We start from the raw sequence: 14,161 nt of genomic DNA, 5'->3' as shown, positions 1-14,161 counted from the left end.
GTTGAGTGAGGCGGATCGTGGGCGGATTGTTCACCCCTGCCGGTCCGCTCCCCTCCCGAAGCCCTTGTCGGCCCCGACCGGACCCCTCCGCGAGGAGAAGGCCGGCGTTCCACGAACGGACCGGAAAATGCGGACGTGTCCGGCGTGACCGCAATTCCGTGCCGTACGCGATGTGAATTCACGCGCCATGCCATCGAGGGCACCCTGCCGAGATCCGGAGGATCGAGAAAGCCATGCACCCGCTCGTCACGCAGGAGAAGACCGACCGTCCCGCCGCGAAGGAGCCCCGCCACCTCGCCGACCTGCTCCGCGCGCGCCCGGATGGCGTCGGCCCCGTGGTGGCCGACCGGGAGGCGCTGAGCGCGGACCCCGCGGAGCCGGGCCCGCTCCTTTACACGGCCTACCGCGACGGGATCCCGGCGAGGCCGCTCGCGCCGGCGGACGCGGAGGCGTTCCACTGGCGGGGCGACTTCGTGGAGTACGAGGGCGGGGTGCTCGCGGACGGCGAGCCGGTCCGCTCGATCGGCCACTGGAACTCCACGGACCAACTGGAGGTCTTCGAGGTCGAGTCCGGCCGTGTGGTCATGCTGATCGCCCCGCCGGGTGGTGAGCGGGTGTGGCTGGCCGAGTACGGGCCGGGCGATCTCGCGCTCATCCCGCCCGGCTGGTTCCACCTGACGGGATCGCCCTGGAAGCGCGCGGACGTGTTCAACGTCTATACGGCACGGGAGGGCGGGGGCGGCACCGACGTCTCCGAGAAGTACCACAGCAGGGTGCCGCTGCCCTGCGTCGTGACCATGCAGGACGGGCAGCCCCGCGCCACCTGGCTCCCCGGTGACCACACCCCCGGCCGGGTCATATCCGAACAGCGCCCCCTGCCCGTCGAGCTGGACGAGGAGGTGCGGGAGCGCGGCGGGCTGCGCGGGGTGCTCGCCGAGTGCACGGACGAGGAACTCGTCGCCTTCGCCGGCCGGCTGCGCGCCGTCCGCCCGTGACGGCTGCGCCCCACGAGGCCGGGGCCGCCGCGCACAGCGGCGGCCCGCAGGCGCCGTCGGCCGGCCCGCTGGAGGAGGCCGCGGCGCACTTCGGTCTCACATTGGTGCGCGTCCTCAAGGACGGCGGTTCGGATTCCGCGTGCGCCCTGGCCACGACCGCCGACGGCGAACAGGTGGTGCTGAAATGCCTCCAGCCGGCCTCGGAACGCGTCGACGGGCACGGGCTCAAGACCTTCCGTGCCAAGCAGCGGCAGCAGGAGCTGCTGGAGCGGACCGCTCCCGGCGTCGCGGGGTCGTACGCGGCGATCCTGCACTCGGCGCACCGCCGCGCGTGGTCGGCCTATGTGCTGACCTACTACCCCTGGCCCACGCTGGTCGAGGCCCTGCGCGGGGGCGGGAGCGTGCCGGAGCTGCTGGGCCCGGTGCTGCGGGCGCTCGTCGCGGACGGGTACGGCCGTGTCGTGGCGCCCGGGCCGGAGCGGCTGTGGCAGTCGATGTACCTGGAGCGCCTGACGCGCCGTCGGTGGATCCTGGAGCGCCACTTGCCCGCCGACCTCCTCGAAGACCCGCACGTCACGGTCGGCGGACGCCGGGCGTACGGTCTGCGCGAGCTGGTCCGCAGGGCCGAATCGGCGAACGTCACCGCGTTGTTCGCGGGCAGTCCGCTCTCGCAGCCGGTGCACGGTGACCTGAACCTGCGCAACATCCTGGTCCCGCCGCCCGGCGGTGGCCCCGGTTTCCGGCTCCTCGACCCGAGGGGCGTGCTCACGCCGTGGGACGTCGTCTACGACCTCGCCAAGATGCTGTTCACCGTCACGCTGTTCGACGACACCATGCGCGCGGGCTTCGCGCTCGACTCGGCGGGCCCCGGCTCGTACACCGTCGCCGGCGCGGTGCCGAGCCCGCTGCGGGCCGCCACGGCGGGTTTTCTGGAGCTGCTGCCGGAGGTCTGGACGATGCTCGCCGACGCCGGCTTTCCGCCCGGGCCGTGGGTGCACCGCCTGCTGTTCGCCCACGCGTCGCACGTCCTCGCGGAGTCCGCGTGCCGGCTCTCGGACCGTGCCGAGGCGCCGGCCGTGCGGTACAACCGCTCGCTCGGACTCTTCCTCAACGGCGCGGTGCTGATGACGGACCTGCTCGACGGGCTCGACCGGGGGCGGGAGCCCGATCCGGTCGCCCACCTCGGGTTGATCGGAGCGCCGGACGGTGTCCCGACGGCATGAGCCCGCCGACCGGCGACGGACCGGGCGTGGACGACCCTCGGCCCCGCGCGGAGCGGGGGCGCACGAGCACGGAAGGAACGAACGATGAGCGTGATTCGTACGGTACGGGCCCGGGAGATCCTCGACGGGCGGGGCGTGCCCGCCCTGGAGGTGGACGTCCGGCTGGCGCGCGGCGCGACGGGCCGGGCCTCCGTCGCCGGCGCGGTGACCACCGGGGCGTTCGCGGCCGAGATCCGTGACGGCGGCACGCGGTACGCGGGTCAGGGGCTGCGTACCGCGATCGCCTCGGTGGCCCAGGAGGTCGAACCCGCGCTGAGCGGGCGCTCCGCCCTGGACCAGCGCGAGCTGGACTCGTTGCTGATCGCTCTGGACGGCACACCGCTCAAGTCGCGGCTCGGCGGGAACGTCCTGCTCGGCGTCTCGCTCGCGGTGGCCCGTGCGGCGGCCGACGCGCGCGGGCTGCCGCTCGCGGCCCACCTCGGCGGCCCGGACGCGCACGTCCTGCCCGTACCGCTGATGAACGTGCTCAGCGGCGCCCGGGGGAACGGGGCGGCCGCCGTGCAGGAGTTCATGATCGTTCCCCTGGGTGCCCCGGACCTCGGGGAGGCCGTCCGCTGGGGCGCGGAGATCTGGCACGCCCTGGGGGCGGTGCTGGCGAAGGCGGGTGTGGCCGCTCCCACCACCGACGAGGGCAGCTATGCCCCGCCGGTCCCGGACGACCGCGTGGCCCTGGACTGGGTGAGCGCCGCGATCGAGGCCGCGGGCCTGGAACCGGGGCGGGACGTCGGCCTCGCCCTCGACGTGGGGATCAGTCCGCGCCCCGACGGCCGCTACGACTTCGCGGGGCGCGTGCGCGACGCGGAGGGCATGGCCTACGTCTACGGCGACTGGCTCGGCTCCTACCCGCTGGTCTCCCTGGAAGACCCCCTCGGGGGCGAGGACTGGGCCGGCTGGAGCGAGTTGACCCGGCTGATCGGCCACCGGGTGCAGCTCGTCGGCGACGCGCTGTTCCTGACGGGGGCCGAGCGGCTGCGCGACGGTGTCGAACGCGGGGCGGCCAACGCCTTCCTCGCCAAACCGGGCCAGGCCGGCACCGTCACCGAGACCCTCGACGCGATCGGGCTCGCCCACGCGTCGGGGTACCGCTGCGTGGTGAGCCACCGCACCGGTGAGACGGACGACACCGCCGTCGCCGACCTGGCGGTCGCGTCCGGCTGCGGGCAGCTCAAGAGCGGCGCACCCGTGCGGGGCGAACGGGTCGCCAAGTACAACCAGTTGCTGAGGATCGCGGAGGCGCTGGGGCCCCGGGCGGTCTATCCGGGGCCCCGCGCGTTCACGCCCCGGCTGCCGCGGGTGCCGTCGTGACCTCGCCGAGCGCGTCGGTGACGACGTCGATCACCCGGGCGACCTCCCGGTCCGTCAGCCCGGCGATCATCGGCAGCGACACGATCTCCCGCATCCGCGTGTCGCAGGAGGGCAGCACGCTGGAACGGAAGCGCTCACGGTGTGCGGGCTGCTGGTGCAGTGCCGCGCGGTAGTGGATGTCCCAGCCGACCCCGGCGGACGTCAGGTGCCGGCAGAAGGCGTCCCGGTCGGGCACGTCGATCACGTACACGTACAGGCCGTGCTCGGCCAGGTCGGGGACATCGGTGTTGTGCACCACCCCGAAGGGCGAGAACGCCTCGTTGTAGAGCGCGGCGACCTCCCGCCGCTCCTTGAGCATCGCCGGCAGCAGTTCGAGGCGGGCCGTCAGGTAGGCGGCCTCCATCGGGTGCATGCGGAAGCTGAGGCCGAGCGAGGTGTGGAGCGAGCCTTCGAGACCGTGGCTGTTCATGGCCCGCAATCGGGCGGCGAGTTCGTCGTCGTTCGTCACCACGGCGCCGCCTTCGCCCATACCCGCGAAGGTCTTGGTCGGACCGAAGCTGTAGACCGCGCAGTCGCCGAACGACCCGGCGCTGCGGCCCCCGCGCACGGCGCCGTGGGCGTGGCACGCCTCCTCGACGAGGGCGATGCCACGCTCGCGGCACGCGTCGGCGAGGCCGTCGACGGCGGCGAGCCGCCCGTACGTGTGCAGCGGTACCACTGCCTTCGTACGGGGCGTCAGCAGGTCGAGGGCTGCGGCCTCGTCGACCGTGTGGGTGGCCGGGTCGATGTCGGCCAGCCGGACCTCGGCGCCGAGCAGCAGGGCCGCCTCCGCCGTGGCGACGAACGTGTTGGGGACGGTGACGATGTTGTCGCCGGGCCCGATCCCGAGGGTCAGGTAGGCCAGGAGGAGCGCCGAGGAACCACTGGAGGTCGCGATGACATGCCGGGCTCCGCAGAATTCGGCGTAGCGTTCCTCGAATTCCCGAATGAGCCGGTTGGGACGGGCGAAATCAGCCGAATCCAGAGCTGTGAGCAGGGCAGCCCGTGATGAATCCCCACCTATTCTGTGCAGCCGTCGGAGGTCCCGGAAAGGTACGACGACGTCACTGTCATTGCTGGGGGAGGAATGCTGCGGCATGCGGCGATCGACTCCTTCGGAGACTCAACTCCGGTCGACTTCGTGGCATTTGCGTAAGAGGGGGCTGGCCCCTGAAGTATGCACCACGGGCATGTGACCAGAAAGGGGGAGAGTTGGGCTGCGAATGTGATCCGCGCAACAGCGGAATTCGCTCACAAGTGCCTGCCGAATTCCCCGCGCCCCTCTCCCTTCGCTCCCTTCGGGCCGGGACCGCGACCCGGGCACGGGCCGGTGCCCGGGGTCCGCCCACCAGATCGGCCCCGGCTCGCGGGACGGGGAGCCGGCGCGGTGACACGCGCGGGCGGCCCGCCCGGGAGGCCGGTCCCGTATGCCGGAACCGACGACAATTGGGAGAGCTCCGCCAGCATGAACGCCACGAACACATCACCGCGGCCCGGCCCCGAGGGCAGCCGCGCCCTGCTTCCTCTGCCGCTGCGTCAGGCCGCGGCCCCCACAGGCGAAGAGTTCCTCCTGGACGCGCGGACGCGACTCGCCGCGGGACCCGGCGCCGAGGACGTGGCGCGCTGGCTGCGCGCCACGGTGGGGGCCGCCACCGGTCTGCCGCTGGACCCACCGGACTCCGGCGGACCCGGCGGGACGGACCGCGTGCCGGCGAGCCGTACGATCCGGCTCGGCCTCGACGAACAGGCGGGAGCGGAGCGGGGCCCCGAGAGTTACCGGCTCGACATCGGGGCCGACGCGGTGACCCTCCTGGGCGGCGGGCCGGCCGGGCTGTTCTGGGGTGCCCAGACGCTGCGTCAACTGCTCGGCCCCGAGGCCTGCCGGCGCGCGCCGCTGCCCCGAGCGGGGGACCGCGCGTGGGCCCTGCCGGGGGGCGTCATCGAGGACGCCCCCCGGTTCCGGTGGCGGGGGCTGATGCTCGACGTGGCACGTCACTTCCTGCCCAAGGACGGCGTACTGCGCTACATCGACCTGATGGCGGCCCACAAACTCAACGTCCTGCAACTGCACCTGACGGACGACCAGGGCTGGCGCGTCGAGATCAAGCGCTACCCCCGGCTGACCGGAACCGGCGGGTGGCGCGAGCGCAGCAGGCTCGGACTCCAGGGCTCGACTCTCTGGGACGAGCGGCCGCACGGCGGTTACTACACCCAGGACGACCTGCGGGAGATCGTGGCCTACGCGGCGGTTCGGCACATCACCGTCGTGCCGGAGATCGATGTGCCCGCCCACTCCCAGGCCGCCGTCGCGGCCCACCCCGAACTGGGCGTCACCGACGTGGTGGATACCGGTGACCTGCGGGTGTGGACGGAGTGGGGACTCAGCCCCAACGTGCTGAACCCGTCCGAGGAGACGATCCGCTTCTACGAGCACGTCCTCGAAGAGATCCTGGAGATCTTCCCCGGCCCGTACGTGCACATCGGCGCCGACGAGTGCCCCATGGGGCAGTGGCGGGAGTCGGCGGCCGTCCAACTGCGCATCGAGGAACTCGGACTGGACGACGAGATCTCCCTCCAGCACTGGCTGGTACGGCACTTCGCCGAGTGGCTCACCGAGCGCGGGCGCACACCGGCGGGGTGGGACGAGATCATGGACCGCCGTGCCCCGCGTTCCGGCGCGGGGGCGCTCGCCTCGTCGTGGGCCGAAGCGGGGGAGGGCTTCGGGGCGGTGTCCGGGGCCGTACGGGCCGACGTGGGCGCGCAACACTCCGCGCCCGGCGCCCGTGACCTGCCCGAGGACACCGTGGTCCTGTCGTGGCGTGGTTTCGCGGGTGGCGTCGCGGCCGCACGGGCGGGCCACGCGGCGGTGATGTGCCCCGAGGAGCACCTCTACCTGGATCACCGGCAGGCCGCCGAGGGGGAGCCGGTGCCGATCGGCTACGTGCGCACCCTCGCGGACGTCTACCGCTTCGAACCGGTACCCGCCGAACTGAGCGAGGAGGAGGCGCGCCGGGTGGCCGGCGCCCAGGGCAACGCCTGGACCGAGGCGATGGACAGCCCGCAGCGTCTCGACTACCAGGTCTTCCCCCGGCTCGCCGCGCTGGCCGAGGTGACCTGGTCGCACCTCCCGCCCCCCGCGGAACGCGACCTGGCTGACTTCGAGGCGCGCATGGCCGGGCACTACGAGCGGCTGGACGCGATGGGTGTGGACTACCGGCGCCCCGAGGGGCCGCGCCCCTGGGAGCGCCGGCCCGGCGTCCCCGGTCGTCCGATGGGCTGAGCCGGCGTACGACACGGTGGCGCGCGCTGATCGGACCCCTGCGGGCAGAAGCGGGCCCCCGCGCGCCGGGCCGTCCCGGCGCACCTCCGGATCGCGCGCGCCGGCCGCCGCCGTGACCGTGCCGGTGTACGCGTTCCCCGGGCCGGGCGGCCGGTCGCCGCCCGGCCCGGGGAACGTCAGAGCTTCGGGCGCAGCCGCGGCGGCCGTACGAGGCCGCTCGGTCGGCCCGCCGGGGCGTACCGGTTCGCCGCCGTCGACGCCACCTTCACGGTGAGCTCGTTGCCGTGGCGGCGCAGAACCCCCGCCGGGAAGACACAGCGGAACGGCCCCCAGCCCCACCGCCCGACCACGACGCCGTTGAGCTCCGCCTCGGCGGACGCCTCGACACCCGGCAGGTGCAGCTCCCACTGCGGCCACTCCTCGGCGGGGTTCCCGCCACCGGCCTCCTCGCCGCCCGCTTCCGCGCCACCGGACCCCGCGCCGGATCGCGGGCCGGCGAGCGGCAGGTCGAAGACCGTGCGGTACTCGCCCGTCCCCGCGAAGGCGGGCAGGCCCTGCTGTTCCCAGCCCCGGTACACGTCGACCGGTTGGCGCGGCACACCTGCCACCTGCAGGGTCCACCCCTGGTCGAGTACCAGGGTGGCGGGCGTCCCGCGGACCTCGCCGGTGCCCTCCGTGAGGTGCAGGCAGACGAGTTCGCCCGCCTCCAGGGTGAGCGTCAGCGACTCCGTCACCTCGCGCGGCGCGCTCCTGAGCCCCGTCGCGGCCTCCCAGCGCGTGACCCCGGCCGGCAGTGACGCCGGCCGTACGCTCACCACGCGGCGCCCGGCGCCGTCGTTGAACAGCGCGATCCGGAACCCGTCGTCGTCGCGCCGCCGCACCGACCACACGTCGGCGTCCGACTCGATCTGCGGGTGACCTGTCACGGCGGCGGTGAGCCGGGCGTCCACGTCCTCGCCGGACGGGAGATCCGGCCAGTGCGCCGCCCGGGGGCCGCCGACGAGGTCCGCGACCCGCCCGGCCAGTTCCCGCTCGCTCTCCTGGATACCACTTCCGCCGTTCTGAGCCGCCGTCGGCAGCGGGCCCGAGGCCAGCACGGTCCCGCCGTCCGCGGTGAACTTCGCCAGCGCTTCGACGGTCGCGATGTCAGCGACCACCGAGACGCCCGGCAGGATGAGCGTCGCGCACCGCTCCCGCAGCCGTCCGTCCCTGACGTCCCGCTCGTCGACGACGCTGAAGTCGTAGCCCGCGCGGGCCAGGTGCTCGGCCCAGAACGCGAAATGGGCGCCGTAGGGGTGGGCGGGTCCACCGGCCCAGGCGGTACGCAGTGGATAGAGCAGCGCGATCTCGTTCAACGGATCCGCGCCGTCCAGGAACTCGGACAGCCGGCCGGACTCCTCCGCGAACGCGAGGTGGTGGCTGAACCATGGCTCGAAGTTCACGCCAGGAGGGAAGTCGAAGGCCGGATCGGTGAACACCGCGGGCGGGCCCGCGTCCACGGCCGTAGCGCCGTCCCCGGTGCCGGGGCGGGTCTCCTCCGGCGCCGTGTCCCGGCCGTCCGTCAGCCAGAACGCGTGGGTCAGCAACTGGCGTGCGCCGAGCAGATGGTGTCGTACCGTCTGGTTTCTCAGCTCGCCGAGCGTGAGCTCCCAGCGCCCCTCCGCGAAGTGCGATCCCGTCTCGGTGCGCGCGAAGTACTGCTCGACCAGGCACCCGGACCGGCCGTTGGACCGGGCCATCGAATCCCCGAACTTGGCGCTGATCTGGGGGTGTTCGTTGCGCGCGTCGACGGCGGTGAGGTCACGGTGGCGGTCCAGGCCGAAGTAGTCGGAGCCGAAGTTCGTCCGGGTGTCCTCGGTGATGATCGTGTCGGTCGGGTTCCACGAGGAGACAAAGCCGAGCACCTCGTGCCCCGACAGGGCGACACCGTGGCTTCCGCACCAGCGCGACAGGGTGCCGAAGAACGCGTCGATGCCGAGGGCCGCGTACCGCTCGAAGAACGCGCAGCGCCAGGCGGCCGTCGCCGGCCCGATGTCCCGTGCCAGCGCCAGGAGTTCCCTGCGGTCCAGCGGGACGACGGCCGGTGCGTACATCAGCGAGGAGGTGAGGTGGGCGGGCTGCTCGTCCTGCTGCCGCCAGCCGTAGAAGCAGGCGTGGGGCTGATCGAAGAACACGTAGCTGACCGTGCTGCCGAGGTGGTGCCCGAGGGCGGCGGCGTAGGGCTCGTAACCCACGTCGAGGAAGCGCTCCGCGGCCTCGGGGAGCAGGTAGTTGATCATTCTGCTGGAGGCGCACCGCGCCGCGACGAAGACCGTCACCGCCCTGCCGGGACCGACGACGTCGAGCGGGACGCGCACCCGGCAGCCCGATCCGCCGGTGTCCGCGAAGTACGCGTGCGCGGTGACGTCGACGACGGAGTCCGCGTCGGTGACCGAGCCCTCCGGATGCGCCAGCGCGGCGACGATCTCCCACTGGTCCCAACGGATCTCCGCGTCCTCGAAGACCCAGTTCTTCCCGGGGCCGAGAAGGTGGTCGACGTCCTTGGCCCTGATGCCGTCGACGGCGCACTCGGCGGCCCCATCGTCCGCCGGCGCGGCGGAGGCGGAGGTGGAGGCGGAGGTGGAGAAGAACATGTGCCGCTCGCGCAGCTCGTCCCGGCCCGCCACCGTGCGGCCGCCGGCATGCCCCGACAACCAGTTGTACTCGTCGTACAGCCCCATCATCAGGCCCCGGGCGGCGGCTTCGTCGGCGGCCAGGCGCACCGCGGCGAGATACGCGTCGCCCAGGTACTCCTCGCGGGGGAAGGACAACCGGGTCTGGATCTGGAACGAGCCGAAACCCGCCCCGGCCAGGGTGTCCAACTGCTCCCGGATCTCCCGCTTCGACGGTACGCGCTGCCAGAACCAGTACGTGGCCGGCGCGTGCCAGGCGTCGGGGTGCTCGAAGCTCATGAGTCGCCCTTCTGGCGGCGGGAGCGGCGCGCGGCGCCCGCGGCCCCCGCGGTCCGTACCGCCGTGGTGTCCGGACGGGGCGTGCGGCGGGTCGATCCGGTCCTCGCGGACGCGCCGCCCTCGGCCGGCTCCCCGGGCACGTCGCCCGTGGGCACCTTCGCGCGCGGATCGATCTTGAGCCCGAAGGTCAGGATCGCGTACATCGCGGCCCCGACGCCCATCGCGATCAGCACACCGATGTTGGTGGTGCCGATGACGCCCTTCTTCTGCTGATCGGAGAGCAGGAAGCCCACGACCCTGGCGATGTTCGGGTCCGACGACGTGACGAGCCCGAGGCCGATGACCGTGGCGACGGCCAGGGAGACCAGAGCCGTCCACCGGCCGCTCAGGCCGCCGTGGCCCGCCCGCTCGGCGAGCCGCACGGGCCACCCCAGGCGCCGCTGACGGATGAAGTCCAGCAGCTGGATGCCGCCCATCGTGCCCATGACGACCGCGATCAGGGCGAGGAACGCCTGGAAGGTGGCGAGGAAGGAGTCCGAGACGAAGAGCAGGTAGAACGCGCCGGCCGAGATGATGACCATGTTGATCACCGTCGTGCCCGCCCGCGAGACCGGCGCGCCGAGGGCCAGCAGCGCGAGCCCCGACGAGTACAGGCCGGTGATCGCGGCCGCGATCAGCGAGATGACGATGACGATGCTGAAGGGGATGAAGAACCACAGCGGCAGCAGCGCCGTGAGCGCGCCGATCGGATCGTCGGCCGCCGCGGAACCGAGCTTCGCGTCGCCGGAGACCAGCAGGACGCCCAGCACCAGCAGGACCGCCACCGGGAGGGTGATGCCGCCGGCGGTCCAACTGGTCACACCGCGCGCCGGGGTACGGCGCGGCAGGTAACGGGCGAAGTCACCGCCGTAGTTGAGGAATCCCAGCCCCACCAGGGTCATGGCGAGGACCGTGCCGCCGATGAACTCCGCGAACGATCCGTTGGGGGCGTGGCCGATCCTGCTCCACTGGATGTGTGGGATGATCAGGATGATGAACACGATGGTCATCACCGAGGTCAGCCAGGCGATCCAGCGCTCCACCCTGACGATCACCTCGTGACCGAAGACCGCGATCGTGACCGTGACACCGAGGACGACCACGTACCACATCACCACGCCGGTGGTGGTCTCGTGCCCGCTCCCGTTCGCGAACGCACCGGGCCAGAGCCGGGCGAAGAGTTTCGCGCCGGTCGTCGAGGCCAGCGTGATGATCGTGACCTTCCAGCCGACGTTCGAGAGGTAGGCGAAGAACGTCGGGAACTTGTTGCCGTGGAAGCCGAAAGCCATCCGCGTCTGGGTCAGCGTCGGCAGGCCGGTCCGCGGACCACCCACCGCGAGGATGCCCACGAGCAGCGACGACACGGCGTATCCGAGCAGTCCCGCGAGGATCGCCTGCCACGCGCTCAGGCCGACCCCGTAGACGAAGATGCCGTAACTGACGCCCAGGATAGACACGTTCCACGAGAACCACACACCGAACAGGCCCCGGGGTGTGCCGTGGCGCTCGGTGTCGGGGACGGGGTTGACGCCGTTCTGTTCGACGGCCGGCGTGGCCGGCCGGGACCCGGCGGAGCCCGACGGCTCCCTTGCCGGGGGAGGGGTGTGTGCAGGTGTCATGAACGGACTCCTTCGGCCGTTGTGTCCCACGGCCCGTCCGGCGGGCTCTGATCGGGTGAGCATCCGCAGGACCTGCGGATGACGAGGGAGAAACCGAGCACGACGTGCTCGACGGGGGTACGCACGACGCGGGCACCGAGGGTGCTGTCGCCGGAGCGGGTCCGGCGGCCGCGCCCGGGCGCGAGCAGCGCCACGGCGGCCGCCGCGGCGGCGAGAAGCGGCTGCTCCACGACGGACATCGCCGGGTCGGAGTACGCGCTGCGGCGCGTCCCGTCGAACCCGAGGACCGCCAGGTCCTGGGGGACGCGCAGGCCGAGCCGGTGGGCGACCGCGAGGAGCCCCTCCGCCTGCGAGTCGCTGCTCACGAACACCGCGGTGGGCCGGTGCGCCGGGCGGCGGGGCGGCTCCTGCGAAGGCTCACCCGCGTCGTCGGCCCGCGGCCGACGTGTTCCCCCGCCCGGTGCGTCCGGCACATCGAGGAGCGCCCGCCCGGCCCTGACGCCGCCCTCGACGGAGAAGTCGTCGACATGGATGAGAGCGGGGTCCGGAGCGATGCCGGCCCGGTGCAGCGCGGTGGCCCAGCCGGCGAGCCGGTCGGTGGCGTTGCGCTGTTCGCTCGGGCCGGCGACGCAGGCGATGGCCCGGTGCCCGTGCCCGATCAGGTGCTCGGTGGCGGCGAGCGCCGCGGACTTGTTGTCGATGCCCACGGACGAGATGGCGGCCCCTTCGTCGAGCTGCCGGTCGAGTACGACGGCCGGTACGCCCGAGGCCTCGACGATCCGCAGGGAGGAGTCGCGGCGCGCACCGATCAGGACGATGCCCTCGACCCGCTGGTCGAGGAAGCGTCGCAGGTAGGCGGTCTCCCGCTGGAGGCTGCCGCCGGAGTCACCGAGCAGCAGCACCTTGCCCTGCTCGAAGGCGGCGTCCTGCACGGCACGCGCGAACTCGGCGAAGAAGGGGTTGGCGATGTCCGGCACCAGCATCGCCAGGGTCTGGGTCTGCTGGGTCTTAAGGGCCCTGGCCACCGCGTTGGGCCGGTAGTCGAGCTCGGCGATCGCGGTGAGCACGCGCTCCCGGGTCGCGGCGGCCACCGGCCGGGGGCCGTCGTTGATGACGTAGCTGACCACCGCGCTCGACGTGCCTGCGAGCCGTGCGACATCGGCCCGGGTGGCAGCGCCCCGGCCGCGTGAGGTCCGGCTGCCCGGGCCCGCGTCGTCCCCGACGGCCGGCCCGCCGGTCCCGTCCGCGTCCTGCCCCGCCGTCGTGGTCATGACCGCTTCCCCCTCCCGGCCGCCTCGGCACCCCGGGGCGCCCGCCGCGGGGGGCCCGGTCGATCTGAGCCCGGTCGACCCGCGCCCGTCTTCGTCCGCGTCCCGAGCAGGGCGGCGAAGTCCGGATAGGCGGGGGCGGCGCCCCGCACCCGCACGGTGGCGGTCGCCGCCTGAACCGCCGACGCGGCGGCCTCGTCCAGCGCGTCACCGGCGGCGAGCCGCGCGGCGAGCACCCCGACGAAGGCGTCGCCCGCCCCGGTCGCGTCCACGACGGGCACGGCGCACGGAACCGGGATGTGCCGGGCGCCGGTCCGGCCGCGCGCGGCCGGACCGGCCAGAACCGCCCCGTCACCGCCGAGGGTGACCACCGCGTTGCGGGCGATCCCCGCGAGGGCGCGCACCGCCTCCAGCGCCTCGTCCGCGCCCGAGGGGGTCGTCGACCCGAGGATCTGGCCCGCCTCCGTGGCGTTGACCACCAGGACGTCGACGCGGGTCAGCACCTCCAAGGACACCTTGACGTACGGCGCGAGGTTGAGGACGAACAGCCGGGGCCCGGCGGCCGCGATCTCCTCGATGGCCGCCACCGGGATCTCGCCCTGCGCGACGACGACGTCCGCCGCCCGCACCGCCTCCGAGGCGGCGCGCACCCGCGCCGCGCCTGTCGCGGTGTTGGCACCCGCGACGACCACGATCTGGTTCTCCCCCGCGGCGTCCACGGTGATCAGGGCCGTACCCGTGGGTGCTTGCGCAACGTGCTCGACGAGCGTGGTGTCGACGTCCGCAGCGGCGAGGGACCGCAGGAGCTCGCGCCCGTCACTGTCGTCACCCACCGTGGCGAGGAACCGGCCGGTCGCCCCTGCCCGGACAGCCGCCACCGCCTGGTTGGCGCCCTTGCCGCCGAGACCCGTGACCACGGGACCGCCGAGGACGGTCTCGCCGGGGGCCGGGAAGCGCTCCGTGCTCACGGTCACGTCCCGGTTGACCGAGCCGACGACCAGTACGCAGCCGTTCCGCGCCATGTCGCTCCGTTCCTCGTTGTGGGGAATCTACTCGTGTTGCGCTGCTGTGGAGTGAGGTCTACTCGTGTTGACAACCCCATCCGGTACGGACGGGCCGGTGGCGAATATCTCCCCGCACCGGCGTCCTCGTCAAGGGGAGACCGGGTGGGAACCGGATCCGCGCCTCCCGGATACGCCGGATCGGGGAGGCGGCACCGGGGGGCGGCAGCGGGAGCAGACCGGGCCGGTTCCGGAGCGGCTCCCGAGGCGATCCCGGGCACCGCCGGGGCGGTCCCGAGGCGCTTGCGAGGAGATGTGCCGGGGGTCGGTGGGTCGGGGCAGTGACGGCCGGCGGTTCGCGCGGACGCCCGTGTCGACAGC

Annotated in this window: 9 protein-coding genes; 4 read left to right on the top strand and 5 right to left on the bottom strand. The window is 73.2% G+C overall.

Annotation, left to right across the window (positions count from 1 at the left end; genetic code table 11):
• Positions 1-233: 233 nt before the first annotated feature.
• The 3 genes from OG310_RS03915 to eno all read left to right on the top strand — a co-directional run bounded on the left by OG310_RS03915 (position 234) and on the right by eno (position 3,583).
• Positions 234-995 (top strand): hypothetical protein, encoded by a 762-nt coding sequence (locus OG310_RS03915; protein WP_329454471.1) that lies wholly within the window; start codon positions 234-236, stop codon positions 993-995.
• Positions 992-2,218, top strand: a complete 1,227-nt coding sequence (locus OG310_RS03910) for a hypothetical protein (protein WP_329454470.1) — start codon at positions 992-994, stop codon at positions 2,216-2,218. The genes OG310_RS03915 and OG310_RS03910 overlap by 4 nt, the downstream gene beginning before the upstream one ends.
• 84 nt (positions 2,219-2,302) lie before the next feature.
• Positions 2,303-3,583, top strand: coding sequence for a phosphopyruvate hydratase (eno, locus tag OG310_RS03905; RefSeq protein WP_329454469.1), 1,281 nt, complete (start codon positions 2,303-2,305; stop codon positions 3,581-3,583).
• On the opposite strand, the gene OG310_RS03900 is transcribed toward eno, so the two are convergent.
• Positions 3,552-4,721, bottom strand: a complete 1,170-nt coding sequence (locus tag OG310_RS03900; protein WP_329454468.1) for a DegT/DnrJ/EryC1/StrS family aminotransferase — start codon at positions 4,719-4,721, stop codon at positions 3,552-3,554. The genes eno and OG310_RS03900 overlap by 32 nt on opposite strands.
• A 366-nt stretch (positions 4,722-5,087) precedes the next feature.
• On the opposite strand from OG310_RS03900, the gene OG310_RS03895 reads away from it, so the two are divergent.
• Positions 5,088-6,902 (top strand): beta-N-acetylhexosaminidase, encoded by a 1,815-nt coding sequence (locus OG310_RS03895; RefSeq protein ID WP_329454467.1) that lies wholly within the window; start codon positions 5,088-5,090, stop codon positions 6,900-6,902.
• A 176-nt stretch (positions 6,903-7,078) separates the two neighbouring features.
• Here OG310_RS03895 and OG310_RS03890 read toward each other — a convergent pair whose 3' ends face one another.
• The 4 genes from OG310_RS03890 to OG310_RS03875 are packed head-to-tail and all read right to left on the bottom strand — an operon-like array spanning position 7,079 to position 13,801.
• The gene (locus OG310_RS03890; protein ID WP_329454466.1) at positions 7,079-9,853 is read right to left on the bottom strand and encodes a hypothetical protein; all 2,775 of its coding nucleotides are present in this window, start codon (positions 9,851-9,853) and stop codon (positions 7,079-7,081) included.
• Positions 9,850-11,511, bottom strand: coding sequence for a purine-cytosine permease family protein (locus OG310_RS03885; RefSeq protein WP_329454465.1), 1,662 nt, complete (start codon positions 11,509-11,511; stop codon positions 9,850-9,852). The genes OG310_RS03890 and OG310_RS03885 overlap by 4 nt, the downstream gene beginning before the upstream one ends.
• On the bottom strand, positions 11,508-12,782 hold the full coding sequence (locus OG310_RS03880; protein ID WP_329454464.1) for a LacI family DNA-binding transcriptional regulator: 1,275 nt from the start codon (positions 12,780-12,782) through the stop codon (positions 11,508-11,510). Before OG310_RS03880 ends, OG310_RS03885 begins: the two co-directional genes overlap by 4 nt.
• On the bottom strand, positions 12,779-13,801 hold the full coding sequence (locus OG310_RS03875; protein WP_329454463.1) for a ribokinase: 1,023 nt from the start codon (positions 13,799-13,801) through the stop codon (positions 12,779-12,781). The genes OG310_RS03880 and OG310_RS03875 overlap by 4 nt, the downstream gene beginning before the upstream one ends.
• Between the last annotated feature and the right edge of the window lie 360 nt (positions 13,802-14,161).

The sequence above is a fragment of the Streptomyces sp. NBC_01497 genome (genome assembly GCF_036250695.1).
In the GTDB taxonomy this organism is placed as follows: Bacteria; Actinomycetota; Actinomycetes; order Streptomycetales; family Streptomycetaceae; genus Streptomyces.
This window is presented reverse-complemented; position numbering and strand designations above follow the sequence as displayed.